This is a genomic window from Pseudomonas sp. R3-52-08 (assembly GCF_003851745.1).
Taxonomy (GTDB): Bacteria; Pseudomonadota; Gammaproteobacteria; order Pseudomonadales; family Pseudomonadaceae; genus Aquipseudomonas.
Window position 1 is genome coordinate 5,835,774 of record NZ_CP027730.1, and the last position, 13,246, is coordinate 5,849,019.

Here is a 13,246-nt window from a genome sequence, read left to right on the forward strand (position 1 = left end):
CGAGGAAGAAGAAAATCAGGGTAATGGCAGCCAGCACAGCGAGACCGCCGACCAGTACATACCAACGGGTGAAACGATCCTTGAGCGCGCGAATGCGCCGCTTGCGTTGCAGCTCAGGCGTATTGAAATCAATGCGCTTGGGGGGAGAAGTCGTCGTCATGGTGGAATTGGCCAGATCATTCATGCGCACACCCTAGCGATCCTGTATGACAGAAAGATGACAATGCAGTGACGCAAGAAATCCGCCGCGTAGCAAAGCTGGCAGCGGACACAAAAATTAGGAGTTTCTGTAGGAGCGAGCTTGCTCGCGAAGATCGTCAACGATAACGCGCCGTTTCTGAATAAACGCGGCGCCCTGTCGCCTTTCGCGAGCAAGCTCGCTCCTACAGAAGGCCGGTTTTACCCCGCCCAGCTACTTAGTTGCCTTCTTTCAGACCCAGGTCAGCCAGGGCCTTGGCCGCCACTTTGGCGGGCAGTGGGATGTAGCCATCCTTGACCACCACTTCCTGGCCCTGCTTGGACAGCACCAGTTTCACGAACTCAGCTTCCAGCGGAGCCAGCGGCTTGTTCGGGGCTTTGTTGACGTACACGTAGAGGAAACGCGACAGCGGATACTTGCCGTTGAGGGCGTTTTCTTCAGTGTCTTCGATGAAGTCAGTGCTGCCTTTCTTGGCCAACGCCACGGTCTTCACGCTGGCGGTCTTGTAGCCGATGCCCGAGTAACCGACGCCGTTCAGCGAGGAGCTGATCGACTGCACGACCGAAGCCGAGCCCGGTTGTTCGTTCACGTTAGGCTTGTAGTCGCCTTTGCACAGGGCTTCTTCCTTGAAGTAGCCGTAAGTGCCGGACACCGAGTTACGCCCGAACAGTTGCACCGGCTTGTTGGCCAGGTCGCCGGTCACGCCCAGGTCACCCCAGGTTTTCACGTCGGCTTTGGCGCCGCACAGACGCGTCGAGGAGAAGATCGCATCGACCTGTTCCATGGTCAGGTGCTGGATCGGGTTGTCCTTGTGCACGAAGACCGCCAGGGCGTCCACGGCAACCGGGATAGCGGTTGGCTTGTAGCCGTACTTCTGCTCGAAGGCCGCCAGTTCCGTGTCCTTCATCTTGCGGCTCATCGGGCCCAGGTTGGAGGTGCCTTCAGTCAGCGCAGGTGGCGCAGTGGCGGAGCCGGCAGCTTGAATCTGAATGTTGACGTTCGGGTATTCCTTTTTGTAACCCTCGGCCCACAGGGTCATCAGGTTGGCCAGAGTATCGGAACCGACGCTGGACAAGTTGCCCGACACACCAGTGGTCTTCACGTAAGCCGGGATGGCCGGGTCAACACCAGCAGCCACCGCGTTGGCAGTTGCAACGCCAGCAGCGACGAACGTCATTGCCGCCATCAAACGCTTCAGTTTCATGCCTTACTCCTAGCAGATAGGGATAGTTGGATCGGGGCCAAGTATCGGTAGGCCGTGTGAACACTCTATGTCTGGAATGTGACAATTAGATGAAAGGCCAGTATTGGCAGCGAAGGCTTATGAAGAGAGGAAGGCCAGGAAATGCGGGGGTGACACGCGGGGATAAGACAATTCAGAAACACACTGTAATCATTGGACAAGCAACTTGAGTGTGGTGAGGGAGCTTGCTCCTTCACCACAAGGGGTCGAGGATGGTTTTACCGCCCGCGCTTCCACAGATACCCACCCACCACCATCCCCATCACACACAGGACAGCCACGTAGTACGCCGGCCCCATCGGGCTCTCCTTCATCAGCAGCGACACCGCCAGCGGCGTCAGCCCGCCGAACACGGCGTAGGCCACGTTGTAGGAAAACGACAAGCCGCTGAAGCGCACCACCGGCGGGAAAGCTTTCACCATCACGTAAGGCACCACGCCGATAGTGCCTACAAACAGGCCGGTCAAGGCGTACAGCGGGAACAGCCAGTCCGGATGGGCCATCAGGCTGTGATAAAGCGTCCAGGACGTGGCCAGCAGTAAGGCGCAACCGCTGATCAGCACCCGGCCGGCGCCGAAGCGGTCGGCCAGCGCGCCGGCGGCGATGCAACCCAGGCTCAGGGTGACAATAGCCAGGCTGTTGGCCTGCAACGCCACCGTGGGGCTGAAGTGGTAGACGGTCTGCAGCACGGTCGGGGTCATCAGGATGACCACCACGACGCCCGCCGACAGCAGCCAGGTCAGCAGCATCGACAACACGATAGCGCCACGATGGTCGCGCAGTACCGCGCGCAACGGCAGCTCGGCGGCCAGGGTCTTGCGTTGCTGCATTTCGGCGAAGATCGGCGTTTCATGCAGCCAGCGGCGCAGGTACACCGACAGCAAGCCGAACACACCGCCGAGCAGGAACGGAATACGCCAGGCAAACTCTGAAACCTGCTCCGGGCTGTAGATCGAGTTGATCGCCGTGGCCACCAGCGAACCCAGCAGAATGCCGGCGGTGAGGCCGCTGGTCAGGGTGCCGCAGGCGTAGCCGATATGGCGTGGCGGCACGTGTTCGGAGACGAATACCCAGGCGCCCGGTACTTCACCGCCAATCGCCGCGCCCTGGATGATGCGCATCAGCAGGAGCAGGAGCGGTGCCCACAGGCCGATCTGCGCGTAGGTCGGCAGCAGGCCCATGATCAAGGTCGGCACGGCCATCATGAAGATGCTCAGGGTGAACATTTTCTTGCGGCCCAGCAGGTCGCCGAAGTGCGCCATGATAATCCCGCCCAGGGGGCGCGCCAGGTAGCCGGCCGCGAAGATGCCGAACGTCTGCATCATGCGCAGCCATTCGGGCATGTCGACAGGAAAGAACAGTTTTCCGACCACCGTGGCGAAAAACACGAAAATAATGAAGTCGTAGAACTCCAGCGCCCCGCCCAAGGCAGACAGCGACAGGGTTTTGTAGTCGTTGCGGGTCAGCGGGCGCGAAGGTTGCGCGCTGCTTGCGGGCACGGAGGACATGGCAAGGCTTCTCTTATAGTAGTCATCGTAAAGGACTGCGCGCCTGTGACTTGCGGCGGGTTTGGCAAGATAGCAAATCGCTTGAAAAAGCACAGCGCCATGAGAACAGTTGCGCGCAAAAGCCCCGATACAGCGTCTATTTACCGACCAAATGAGCCTCAGGTGGTCGTCGTCGCGCCGGCGTCTCGATATACTCGCCCGTGCAAGCGCAGGAACCCCAGCCTTGAGGGGCTGCTGTGCCAAAACGTTGTTGGGCGCCATCCAGCCGATTTGGCAGAGTTTCCCTTTAGTTCGCCTTACGAGAAACGCATCGAGCGGTGTATGTTGGTGCTGAAACGTTTTTCCAGAAGACGGCTATCCACTTGAAATACCCATGAAGCGTCACGGGTCAGAGGCACCCTCGGCATGATCGAACTCGAACAAGAAGATCCTATCCCGCAAGGCGATCTCGCCCTGCAAATCACCGCGCTTCCGCGTGAAACTAATGGTTTTGGCGATATTTTCGGTGGCTGGCTGGTCGCGCAGATGGACCTGGCCGGCACTGCCATGGCCAGCAAGGTCGCAGGCGGGCGCGTGGCAACCGTGGCTATCGATCGCATGGCCTTCCTGGTACCGGTCGCGGTGGGCGCGCAGTTGTCCTTCTATACCCAGGCCCTGGAAATCGGCCGCAGCTCGATCCAGATGATGGTCGAAGTGTGGAGCGACGACCCGCTGTCCAGCGAATGGCGCAAGGTTACCGAGGCGGTATTCGTGTTCGTCGCCATCGATGGTAGTGGCCGCACGCGCTCGGTTCCATCGCGCGCGCGTTAAACCTCACCGGGTTTTGACGGTCAATTGCCCCATTGCCTGCCACTGAGAGTGCTTTGATATGCCGACGCCCCACGTTGAAACCGTGAAAATCGACGAGCTGGACTGCTGGCGTATCCGCCACAACGGCGCCGAATTGATGGTGGCCCAACAGGGTGCGCATCTCTTCAGCTACCAGCGCGACGGCGAGCAGCCGCTGATCTGGCCGAATCCTGAAGCGGTGTTCAAAAAAGGCAAAGGCATCCGCACCGGCGTACCGGTTTGCTGGCCGTGGTTTGGCGTATTCGACCGCAACCCGCAGAGTGTTAAGGCCATGCGCCAGAGCGATCAGCCGGCCGGTGCCCATGGTTTTGTGCGTACGGCGCTGTGGGCATTAGCCGCGACCGAGCTGAAAGGCCAAGCGCTGCGGGTAGACCTTGTGCTGCCGGTACCCGCCGGCGGCTTTCCTGGTTGGCCCCATCCGGTCGATTTGAAGCTGAGCCTGGTGCTGGACGACCAGTTGCATATCCACCTGACCAGCCATAACCGTGGCACTGACACGGTGACGCTCAGCCAGGCGCTGCACACCTACTTCGCCGTCAGCGATGTGCGCAACGTGCAGGTCGAAGGCCTGGACGGGTCGGCGTACATCGACACCGCCGATGGCTGGGCCGAGAAACAGCAATCCGGCCTGCTGCACTTCACCACCGAGACCGACCGCATCTATCTGGATACGCCGGCTGAACTGAGTATTGTCGATAAAGACTGGGGACGCCGCATGCAACTCACCAGCCAGGGCTCGAAATCGACGGTGATCTGGAACCCCTGGACCGAACGCGCCAAGGCCTTCGATGACATGGCCGACGATGGCTGGCAGGGGATGCTGTGCATCGAGACGGCGAATGTGCTGGAAGATGTGGTGGCTTTGGCACCCGGTGAAAGCCACACCCTCGGCGTGAGCATCACCACTATCGCCCTGTAGATGAAAATCAAAATGTGGGAGGGGGCTTGCCCCCGATTGCGGTGGTTCAGTCAATTCATAGGTGACTGATACACCGCTATCGAGGGCAAGCCCCCTCCCACATTGATTTGTGGTGTGATTTTAGAGATCCGACTCCTTCACCACCCTCACCTTCCCCGCATCCAGCGCATACGCCGCATCCGCCAGATCGTTGTTCACCTTCTCTACCTTCAACGTGCCCGTGACCCACAGCGGCGTATAGATATCCTCCAGCTTCAAACCCTTCGGATACCGCACCAGCACCAGTTGGTTAGGCGGCGGTGGCGGCACGTGGATGCAGGCGCCTGGGTAGGGCACCAGGAAAAACAGCGTGCTGCGGCCCTTGGCGTCGGTTTCCAACGGCACCGGGTAGCCGCCGATACGGATGTTCTTGCCGTTCATGGCCGCCACGGTCTTGGTGGAATACATCACCGCCGGCAAGCCTTTGCTCTGCTTCAAGCCGCCTTTATCGGTAAAGGTGCCTTGGGCTTCGGGGGAGTTGTGATCGATCTCGGGCATGGCCTCGAGGGCTTTCTGATCCGACAGTGGCATCAGGTCCAGCCAGTCGGTTTCCGGCAGTTCGCCAGCGTGTACCAGGCCTGGGCCCAGCAAGAGGAGAGTCAACAAAAGATGGCGCATGCAGAGGCTCGGCAAGTTCAGGTGGCGAGCATTCTAGCCCTCTGCGCCTGCGCAGCGCAGAGGACTTTGTCGGCTGGTTACTTCCTTTTGATCAGGCCGTAGATCACCAGCAGCACAATGGCACCGACCAGCGCGCCGATAAAGCCTGCGCCTTGACCGGCCTGGTAGATCCCCAGGGCCTGGCCGCCATAGGTCGCGGCCAGGGAGCCGGCGATACCCAGCAGGATGGTCATGATCCAGCCCATGCTGTCGTCGCCAGGCTTGAGGAAACGCGCCAGCAGGCCGACGATCAAGCCGATAAAAATGGTTCCGATAATACCCATGGCATTTCCCTCTGATTGGTATGAGACATGCCAAAGCCTAGTCAGACTTCGGCATCCTGCAATCAGAGAGACGCCGAGCCTTAATGGTTCCCGTGGCGGCGCGGCTTATTGTTCGGCGATCAAGGCTTCGACCTTGAGGATCTGCGCCTGAAGGGTCGCGCGGTCCTTGCAGCGCAGGTTGGCGTGACCCACCTTGCGCCCGGCCTTGAAGGCCTTGCCGTAGTGATGCACATGGCAATCGTCGATCGCCATTACCCGCTCAACCGGCGGTACCACGCCGATGAAGTTGAGCATGGCGCTCTCGCCCACCTTGGCCGTGGAGCCCAACGGCAAGCCCGCCACCGCCCGCAGGTGGTTTTCGAACTGGCTGCACTCGGCGCCTTCGGTGGTCCAGTGCCCGGAGTTGTGCACGCGCGGGGCGATTTCGTTGGCCTTGAGGCCACCATCGACTTCAAAGAACTCGAACGCCATCACGCCGACGTAATCCAGCTGCTTGAGCACGCGGCTGGAGTAGTCTTCGGCCAGCGCCTGCAGCGGGTGGTCAGTGCTGGCCACGGAGAGCTTGAGGATGCCGTTGACGTGGGTGTTGTGCACCAACGGGTAGAAACGGGTTTCGCCATCACGGGCGCGCACGGCGATCAACGAGACTTCGCCGGTAAACGGCACAAAGCCTTCCAGCAGGCAGGCGACGCTGCCCAGCTCGGCGAAGGTGCCAACTACATCGGCAGCGGTGCGCAGCACTTTCTGGCCCTTGCCGTCATAGCCCAGGGTGCGGGTTTTCAGCACGGCCGGCAGGCCGATACTGGCGACGGCGGCGTCCAGGTCCGCCTGGGACTGGATATCAGCGAAGGCCGGCGTCGGGATGCCCAGGTCCTTGAACATGCTCTTTTCGAACCAGCGGTCGCGCGCGATGCGCAGGGCTTCGGCGCTCGGGTACACCGGTACGAACTGCGACAGGAAGGCCACGGTTTCGGCCGGGACGCTTTCGAACTCGAAGGTCACCAGGTCGACTTCGTCGGCCAACTGGCGCAGGTGGTCCGGGTCGCTGTAGTCCGCGCGCAGGTGTTCACCCAAGGCGGCCGCGCAAGCGTCCGGCGCCGGGTCCAGGAAAGCGAAATTCATCCCCAGCGGGGTTCCCGCCAGAGCGAGCATGCGACCCAGTTGGCCGCCACCGATTACACCGATTTTCATCGTCAACAACCTCAGGCGATACGTGGGTCTGGATTGTCCAGCACGCTGTCTGTCTGCTCAGCACGGAATTTTTTCAGCACCGCGTGAAACTGCGGATGCTTGGCGCCCAGGATGCTGGCGGACAGCAACGCGGCGTTGATCGCGCCGGCCTTGCCGATCGCCAGGGTCGCCACCGGGATGCCGGCGGGCATCTGCACGATGGACAACAGCGAATCCACGCCCGAGAGCATCGACGACTGCACCGGAACGCCAAGCACGGGCAGGTGAGTCTTGGCTGCACACATGCCTGGCAAGTGCGCCGCACCACCGGCACCGGCGATGATCACCTCGATGCCACGGGATTCTGCTTCATCGGCATACTGGAACAGCAGGTCCGGGGTGCGGTGAGCGGAGACCACCTTCACTTCATACGGAATGCCGAGTTTTTCCAGCATATCGGCGGTGTGGCTAAGGGTGGACCAATCGGACTTGGAGCCCATGATCACGCCAACCAATGCACTCATCGTCGTGCCTCTTCTCTCTGGGCGCCCGCAGGCGCGTCAAAAAACAACAAGCCACGCGGGAAATCCGGCGTGGCTTGGTGTACGAATTAAGGCCGGTTGGACCGGCCGAAGGCCGCGCAGTATACCGTAATAATCCAGATAAACAGCCCCTTGGACGACCATCTGCCCAGCGGTGCAAAGTGGCGGTTTTATTGACTTAAGAGTCAGCCAAATCACCACAAAACCCTGTGGGAGGGGGCTTGCTCCCGATAGCGGTGTATCAGTGACATTTCCAGTGCCTGACACACCGCAATCGGGAGCAAGCCCCCTCCCACATTTGACCTGTGTTCGGCTCAGGTATTCTGTGCCGCGCCACCTTCCAGCTTGCGCCACAACAACCGCACATTCGCCTTGCGCACCAGCGCACAGCGGTACAGCCGAATCTCCAGCGGCACGTGCCACTGCGATCCGCCACACACCACCAATTCGCCCCGGGCCAGCTCCGCCCGCACGCTCAATTGCGGCACCCAGGCGATACCCAATCCTTCCAACGCCATGCTTTTGAGGCTGTCGGCCATGGCCGTCTCGTAGATCGTCGTGAAACGCAGGGCGCGCTGGCGCAGCAGTAAGTTCACCGAACGGCCCAGGAACGCGCCGGCGCTGTAGGCCAGCAAAGGCACGCTGCCCTCGCCTTCGAGGTCGAACAACGGTTTTCCGTCCGCATCGGCGGCGCACACCGGGAGCATTTCGGTATTGCCCAAGTGCAGCGAGGGAAAGATCTCCGCGTCCATCTGCATCGCCGCATCCGGGTCATAGAACGCCAGCATCAGGTCGCAACCGCCTTCGCGCAGCGCATGCACGGCATCGCCGACGTTGGTCGCCACCAGCCGCGTGGCGATGTTCAGGCCTTCATTGCGCAACTGCGCGATCCAGCGTGGGAAAAAGCCCAGCGCCAGGGAGTGCGCGGCTGCCACTTGCATGACTTCGCCCTGCCCGCCTTCCAGGTGATGTAAATGGCGCAGCACTTCACCGAGCTGCTCGACCACCGTGCGTGCGGTGACCAGGAACAACTGGCCCGCCGCCGTCAGCTCCACCGGCGTGCGCGATCGGTTGACCAGGGTCAAGCCCAACGCGGCCTCCAGGCTGCGAATGCGTCGGCTGAACGCCGGCTGGGTGACAAAGCGCCGCTCCGCCGCCTGGGAAAAACTGCGCGTCGCCGCCAAGGCGCTGAAGTCTTCCAGCCATTTGCTTTCAAGGTTCATCACTGCCTCCACGGGAATGCACCATTTTGGCACACACGCCCGTCATGGTAACCGGGTCACATCCACATTATGCCGTTTGTGCATAGGCCAGTGTTTAACAGCATTGGCCCAAAAACTTCTACAAGCCTAGCATTCGCAGCGTTCCGGCCAGTTCCGGGTCCATATCGAGATGATTTCCGTCATGTCCTCCGCTGCATCTTTCCGCACAGAAAAAGACCTGCTTGGCGTACTCGAAGTACCCGCTCAAGCGTATTACGGCATCCAGACCCTGCGAGCGGTGAATAACTTCCGCCTCTCGGGCGTTCCGATTTCGCATTACCCGAAATTGGTGGTCGGCCTGGCAATGGTCAAGCAAGCAGCCGCTGACGCCAACCGCGAACTGGGCCAACTCAGCGAAGCCAAGCACGCGGCCATCAGCGAAGCCTGTGCCCGCCTGATCCGCGGCGATTTCCACGAAGAGTTCGTGGTGGACATGATTCAAGGCGGCGCCGGCACTTCAACCAACATGAATGCCAACGAAGTCATCGCCAACATCGCGCTGGAGGCCATGGGCCACCAGAAGGGCGAGTATCAATACCTGCACCCCAATAACGACGTGAACATGGCGCAGTCGACCAACGACGCCTACCCGACCGCGATCCGCCTGGGTCTGCTGCTGGGCCATGACGCGCTGCTGGCCAGCCTCGACAGCCTGATCCAGGCGTTCGCCGCCAAAGGCGTCGAGTTCGGGCATGTGTTGAAAATGGGCCGTACCCAATTGCAAGACGCCGTGCCGATGACCCTCGGCCAGGAATTCCGCGCCTTCGCCACTACCCTCGGTGAAGACCTGGCCCGCCTGAAAACCCTGGCGCCGGAGCTGTTGACCGAAGTGAACCTGGGCGGCACCGCCATCGGTACCGGCATCAATGCCGACCCGCGCTACCAGGCCCTGGCCGTGCAACGCCTGGCCCTGATCAGCGGCCAGCCGCTGGTACCGGCTGCCGACTTGATCGAAGCCACCTCCGACATGGGCGCCTTCGTGCTGTTCTCGGGCATGCTCAAGCGTACCGCCGTGAAGCTGTCGAAGATCTGCAATGACCTGCGCCTGCTGTCCAGCGGCCCGCGCACCGGCATCAACGAGATCAACCTGCCGGCACGCCAGCCAGGCAGCTCGATCATGCCCGGCAAGGTCAACCCGGTGATCCCGGAAGCGGTGAACCAGGTGGCATTCCAGGTCATCGGCAACGACCTGGCGCTGACCATGGCAGCCGAAGGCGGCCAACTGCAGTTGAACGTGATGGAGCCGCTGATCGCGTTCAAGATCTTCGACTCGATCCGCCTGCTGCAACGCGCCATGGACATGCTGCGCGAGCATTGCATTGTCGGCATCACCGCCAACGAAACACGCTGCCGCGAACTGGTGGAACACTCCATCGGCCTGGTCACCGCGCTGAACCCTTACATCGGCTATGAAAACGCCACCCGCATCGCGCGTATCGCCCTTGAAAGCGGCCGCGGCGTGCTGGAACTGGTGCGCGAAGAAGGCTTGCTCGACGACGCCATGCTCGACGACATCCTGCGCCCCGAAAACATGATCGCTCCACGCTTGGTCCCGTTGAAGGCCTAAGTGTTTGTTGCACCGCTCACCAGGTTGAGGGACTAGACACCTCTCACCTTTTGAGGGCCTGAAGGCTCGTTCTTCAGGCCCTTTTTTTTGCTCTGAGGTTGTGAAATGACGCCCATAAAAAATCCAATATCGCACCGCAAACCCACCTCTCCTGTAACGGCTTGGCTGAAACCTTTAATCGGCCCAGGCAGACGGATCACATTCGCCTAGGTATAGTGCCGCCCCTCTCGCGTCTGCGGCCGTCGGTAACGAGGCCCGGGTACAACGCGAAACCGCATGAATAACAACACCCGCAAAAGGATTGGGGTCGAACGTCGTGCACTGCCTGGTGCCATACGATGTGTCGGACCGTCCTGCGTTTGCCATTAGAAAAATCAGCGAGGAACACTCCATGCTCGAAGTCATCAACGACTTCCTCTCAGGGAAAGTACTGATCGTGCTCATTGTCGGGCTCGGCGGTTATTTCACGATTCGCTCGCGTTTCGTGCAGTTGCGTCACTTTTTCCACATGTTCTCGGTGTTTCGCGACAGCCTCAAGAGCAGCTCCGGCCAACTCAGTTCATTCCAGGCGCTGATGCTCAGCCTGGCGGGCCGCGTCGGTGCCGGTAATATCGCCGGCGTCGGCATTGCCGTGACCCTGGGCGGCCCCGGTGCCGTGTTCTGGATGTGGGTCACCGCGCTGGTGGGCATGTCTTCGAGCTTCATCGAGTGCTCCCTGGGCCAGTTGTACAAGCGCACCGACGCCGAGGGCACCTACCGTGGCGGGCCGGCTTATTACATCCAGCACGGCCTGCACAAACGCTGGCTGGGAATGGTGATGGCGTTCCTGTTGCTGGTGACCTTCGGTTTCGCCTTCAACGGCCTGCAAGCCCATGCCGTGACCCACTCGCTGAATAACGCCTTCGGCCTCGACACCACCTACACCGGCCTCGCGCTGGCGGTGCTGCTGGGCCTGGTGTTCATCGGCGGGATCAAGCGTATCGCCTCGATCGCCGACCTGCTGGTACCGGTCAAGACCCTGGTCTACATCGCCGTGACCCTGTACGTGATCGTGCTGCAATTCGACCACGTGCCGGCCATGCTCGCGACGATCGTCAAGAGCGCGTTCGGCCTCGACCAGGCCTTCGGTGGCCTGGTGGGCAGCGCGATCATCATGGGCGTCAAACGTGGCGTGTTTGCCAACGAAGCCGGCCTGGGCAGCGCGCCTAACGTGGCAGCCGTAGCGTCGGTGGAACACCCGATCGCCCAGGGTGTGGTGCAAGCGTTCAGCGTGTTCCTCGACACCTTTGTGATCTGCACCTGCACCGCTTTGCTGATCCTGCTGTCCGGCTTCTACACCCCAGGCTTCGAAGGCGACGGCATTGCCCTGACCCAGAACTCCCTGGCGGCAGTGGTGGGTGACTGGGGCCGCATGTTCATCTCGGTGGCCCTGGCGTTGTTCGTGTTCACGTCGATCATGTACAACTACTACCTGGGCGAGAGCAACCTGCGCTTCTTGGTCGGCAACAACCGCAAGGTGCTGATGGGCTACCGCGCATTGGTGCTGGTGCTGATTTTCTGGGGTTCCATCGAGAACCTGGGCACCGTGTTCGCCTTCGCCGACATCACCATGACCATGCTGGCGTTCGTCAATCTGTTCGCCCTGGCGTTCCTGTTCAAGATCGCCATGCGCGTCCTGAACGACTACGACAACCAGCGCGCCGCAGGCATCAAGACCCCGGTGTTCGACTCCAGCCAGTTCCCCGACCTGGACCTGGACCGCAAGGCCTGGCCGGCCAATCCGGTGAAGCCGGACCCTGCCGTGCAGGCCACTGCTGAACTGAACGCCCAGGCACAACGCTAAGCAGATGACACGCCGCGAGGCCTTGGGCATGCTCTGGGCCTCGCGGCGTTTTTCGTTCAGGAGAATCAAATGACCCAACCCGCCCAGCACGTCATGGTGCTCTATACCGGCGGCACCATTGGCATGCAGGCCAGTGCCAACGGCCTGGCACCCGCTTCGGGGTTTGAAGCGCGGATGAGCGACTACCTCGCCAGCCAACCGCAACTCACCGTGCCTACGTGGCGCTTTCGCGAAATGGCGCCGCTGATCGACAGCGCCAACATGACTCCGGCTTACTGGCAACGCCTGCGTGTGGCGGTGGTCGAGGCGATCGACGCCGGCTGCGATGCGGTGCTGATCCTGCACGGTACTGACACCCTGGCCTACAGCGCCGCCGCGATGAGCTTCCAACTGCTGGGTTTGCCGGCACCGGTGCTGTTTACCGGTTCGATGCTGCCGGCCGGTGTGCCGGACAGCGACGCCTGGGAAAACCTGGGCGGCGCCCTTGCGGCACTCGGTGAAGGCCTGGCGCCGGGGGTGCAGCTGTACTTCCATGGTGAGCTGCTGGCGCCGACCCGTTGCGCGAAAATCCGCAGCTTCGGCCGCAAGCCGTTCGCCACCTTGCAACGCCAGGGCGGTGTCGCCCGTGCCGACTCGGTGCCGGGCACGCTGGATTATCGCCAGGACAAGGCGGCGGCCTGCATCGGCGTGCTGCCGTTGGTGCCGGGCATCACGCCTGCGCAGCTTGATGGTTTGCTCGGCAGTGGCATCCAGGCCCTGGTGCTCGAGTGCTTCGGCAGCGGCACCGGGCCGAGCGACAATCCCGCGTTTCTCGCCAGCCTCGAGCGGGCACGGGACGCCGGCATCGTGGTGGTGGCAATCACCCAATGCCATGAAGGCGGCGTGGAACTGGACGTGTACGAAGCGGGCAGCCGCCTGCGAAGCGCGGGCGTTGTCTCGGGCGCGGGCATGACCCGGGAAACCGCGTTGGGCAAGCTCAACGCGCTGGTCGGCGCCGGTCTGGCGGCGGATGTCATTCGCCAATTGGTGGCCGTCAACCTGTGTGGCGAACTGGACTGACACCGACGCATAGATAAGCACCCCTACACGCTCTGGCCGGGCGGCGCATGCACGTCTCGTCTTACGGCTTGCTCGGTTATGCGCTGCTCATCAGTGCCAGATCAA

At 61.5% G+C, this 13,246-nt stretch carries 12 protein-coding genes; 5 read left to right on the forward strand and 7 right to left on the reverse strand.

What is annotated here, in order from left to right; genetic code table 11:
- Window positions 1-416: 416 nt before the first annotated feature.
- A complete protein-coding gene (locus tag C4J91_RS27040; RefSeq protein WP_124365019.1) occupies window positions 417-1,403 on the reverse strand; it encodes a phosphate ABC transporter substrate-binding protein PstS in 987 nt (328 codons plus the stop codon).
- A gap of 257 nt (window positions 1,404-1,660) precedes the next feature.
- On the reverse strand, window positions 1,661-2,950 hold the full coding sequence (locus C4J91_RS27045; protein ID WP_124365020.1) for an MFS transporter: 1,290 nt from the start codon (window positions 2,948-2,950) through the stop codon (window positions 1,661-1,663).
- A gap of 405 nt (window positions 2,951-3,355) precedes the next feature.
- On the opposite strand from C4J91_RS27045, the gene C4J91_RS27050 reads away from it, so the two are divergent.
- Window positions 3,356-3,760: an acyl-CoA thioesterase gene (locus C4J91_RS27050; protein WP_003176975.1), complete on the forward strand. Its 405-nt coding sequence runs from the start codon at window positions 3,356-3,358 to the stop codon at window positions 3,758-3,760.
- A gap of 58 nt (window positions 3,761-3,818) precedes the next feature.
- Complete coding sequence (locus tag C4J91_RS27055) at window positions 3,819-4,718, forward strand: D-hexose-6-phosphate mutarotase (protein WP_124365021.1); 900 nt, start codon at window positions 3,819-3,821, stop codon at window positions 4,716-4,718.
- 120 nt (window positions 4,719-4,838) lie between these two features.
- Here C4J91_RS27055 and C4J91_RS27060 read toward each other — a convergent pair whose 3' ends face one another.
- The 5 genes from C4J91_RS27060 to C4J91_RS27080 all read right to left on the reverse strand — a co-directional run bounded on the left by C4J91_RS27060 (window position 4,839) and on the right by C4J91_RS27080 (window position 8,633).
- Window positions 4,839-5,375 (reverse strand): DUF3299 domain-containing protein, encoded by a 537-nt coding sequence (locus C4J91_RS27060; protein ID WP_124365022.1) that lies wholly within the window; start codon window positions 5,373-5,375, stop codon window positions 4,839-4,841.
- Window positions 5,376-5,452: 77 nt separating this feature from the next.
- Window positions 5,453-5,698: a GlsB/YeaQ/YmgE family stress response membrane protein gene (locus C4J91_RS27065; protein WP_057006311.1), complete on the reverse strand. Its 246-nt coding sequence runs from the start codon at window positions 5,696-5,698 to the stop codon at window positions 5,453-5,455.
- A 105-nt stretch (window positions 5,699-5,803) separates the two neighbouring features.
- The gene (locus C4J91_RS27070; protein ID WP_124365023.1) at window positions 5,804-6,889 is read right to left on the reverse strand and encodes a 5-(carboxyamino)imidazole ribonucleotide synthase; all 1,086 of its coding nucleotides are present in this window, start codon (window positions 6,887-6,889) and stop codon (window positions 5,804-5,806) included.
- Window positions 6,890-6,900: 11 nt separating this feature from the next.
- Window positions 6,901-7,392 carry a 5-(carboxyamino)imidazole ribonucleotide mutase gene (gene purE / locus C4J91_RS27075; protein WP_003195648.1) on the reverse strand — a complete coding sequence of 164 codons (492 nt, stop codon included), beginning with the start codon at window positions 7,390-7,392 and terminating at the stop codon, window positions 6,901-6,903.
- A 332-nt stretch (window positions 7,393-7,724) separates the two neighbouring features.
- Window positions 7,725-8,633 (reverse strand): LysR substrate-binding domain-containing protein, encoded by a 909-nt coding sequence (locus C4J91_RS27080; RefSeq protein ID WP_057726084.1) that lies wholly within the window; start codon window positions 8,631-8,633, stop codon window positions 7,725-7,727.
- A 181-nt stretch (window positions 8,634-8,814) separates the two neighbouring features.
- Here C4J91_RS27080 and aspA point away from each other — a divergent pair, with 181 nt between their 5' ends.
- The 3 genes from aspA to C4J91_RS27095 all read left to right on the forward strand — a co-directional run bounded on the left by aspA (window position 8,815) and on the right by C4J91_RS27095 (window position 13,141).
- Complete coding sequence (gene aspA / locus C4J91_RS27085; RefSeq protein ID WP_124365024.1) at window positions 8,815-10,239, forward strand: aspartate ammonia-lyase; 1,425 nt, start codon at window positions 8,815-8,817, stop codon at window positions 10,237-10,239.
- Between the two features lie 391 nt (window positions 10,240-10,630).
- A complete protein-coding gene (locus tag C4J91_RS27090; RefSeq protein ID WP_124365025.1) occupies window positions 10,631-12,082 on the forward strand; it encodes a sodium:alanine symporter family protein in 1,452 nt (483 codons plus the stop codon).
- A 69-nt stretch (window positions 12,083-12,151) separates the two neighbouring features.
- Complete coding sequence (locus C4J91_RS27095; RefSeq protein WP_256681635.1) at window positions 12,152-13,141, forward strand: asparaginase; 990 nt, start codon at window positions 12,152-12,154, stop codon at window positions 13,139-13,141.
- The last annotated feature ends 105 nt before the right edge of the window (window positions 13,142-13,246 follow it).

What these genes read in the sequence shown, in the direction of transcription:
- aspA (WP_124365024.1), top strand. Translation starts at nt 8,815, where the DNA reads ATGTCCTCCGCTGCATCTTTCCGCACAGAAAAAGACCTGCTTGGCGTA.
- C4J91_RS27090 (WP_124365025.1), top strand. Translation starts at nt 10,631, where the DNA reads ATGCTCGAAGTCATCAACGACTTCCTCTCAGGGAAAGTACTGATCGTG.
- C4J91_RS27070 (WP_124365023.1), bottom strand. Translation starts at nt 6,889, where the DNA reads ATGAAAATCGGTGTAATCGGTGGCGGCCAACTGGGTCGCATGCTCGCT.
- C4J91_RS27080 (WP_057726084.1), bottom strand. Translation starts at nt 8,633, where the DNA reads ATGAACCTTGAAAGCAAATGGCTGGAAGACTTCAGCGCCTTGGCGGCG.
- C4J91_RS27040 (WP_124365019.1), bottom strand. Translation starts at nt 1,403, where the DNA reads ATGAAACTGAAGCGTTTGATGGCGGCAATGACGTTCGTCGCTGCTGGC.
- C4J91_RS27050 (WP_003176975.1), top strand. Translation starts at nt 3,356, where the DNA reads ATGATCGAACTCGAACAAGAAGATCCTATCCCGCAAGGCGATCTCGCC.
- C4J91_RS27045 (WP_124365020.1), bottom strand. Translation starts at nt 2,950, where the DNA reads ATGTCCTCCGTGCCCGCAAGCAGCGCGCAACCTTCGCGCCCGCTGACC.
- C4J91_RS27095 (WP_256681635.1), top strand. Translation starts at nt 12,152, where the DNA reads ATGACCCAACCCGCCCAGCACGTCATGGTGCTCTATACCGGCGGCACC.
- purE (WP_003195648.1), bottom strand. Translation starts at nt 7,392, where the DNA reads ATGAGTGCATTGGTTGGCGTGATCATGGGCTCCAAGTCCGATTGGTCC.
- C4J91_RS27065 (WP_057006311.1), bottom strand. Translation starts at nt 5,698, where the DNA reads ATGGGTATTATCGGAACCATTTTTATCGGCTTGATCGTCGGCCTGCTG.
- C4J91_RS27055 (WP_124365021.1), top strand. Translation starts at nt 3,819, where the DNA reads ATGCCGACGCCCCACGTTGAAACCGTGAAAATCGACGAGCTGGACTGC.
- C4J91_RS27060 (WP_124365022.1), bottom strand. Translation starts at nt 5,375, where the DNA reads ATGCGCCATCTTTTGTTGACTCTCCTCTTGCTGGGCCCAGGCCTGGTA.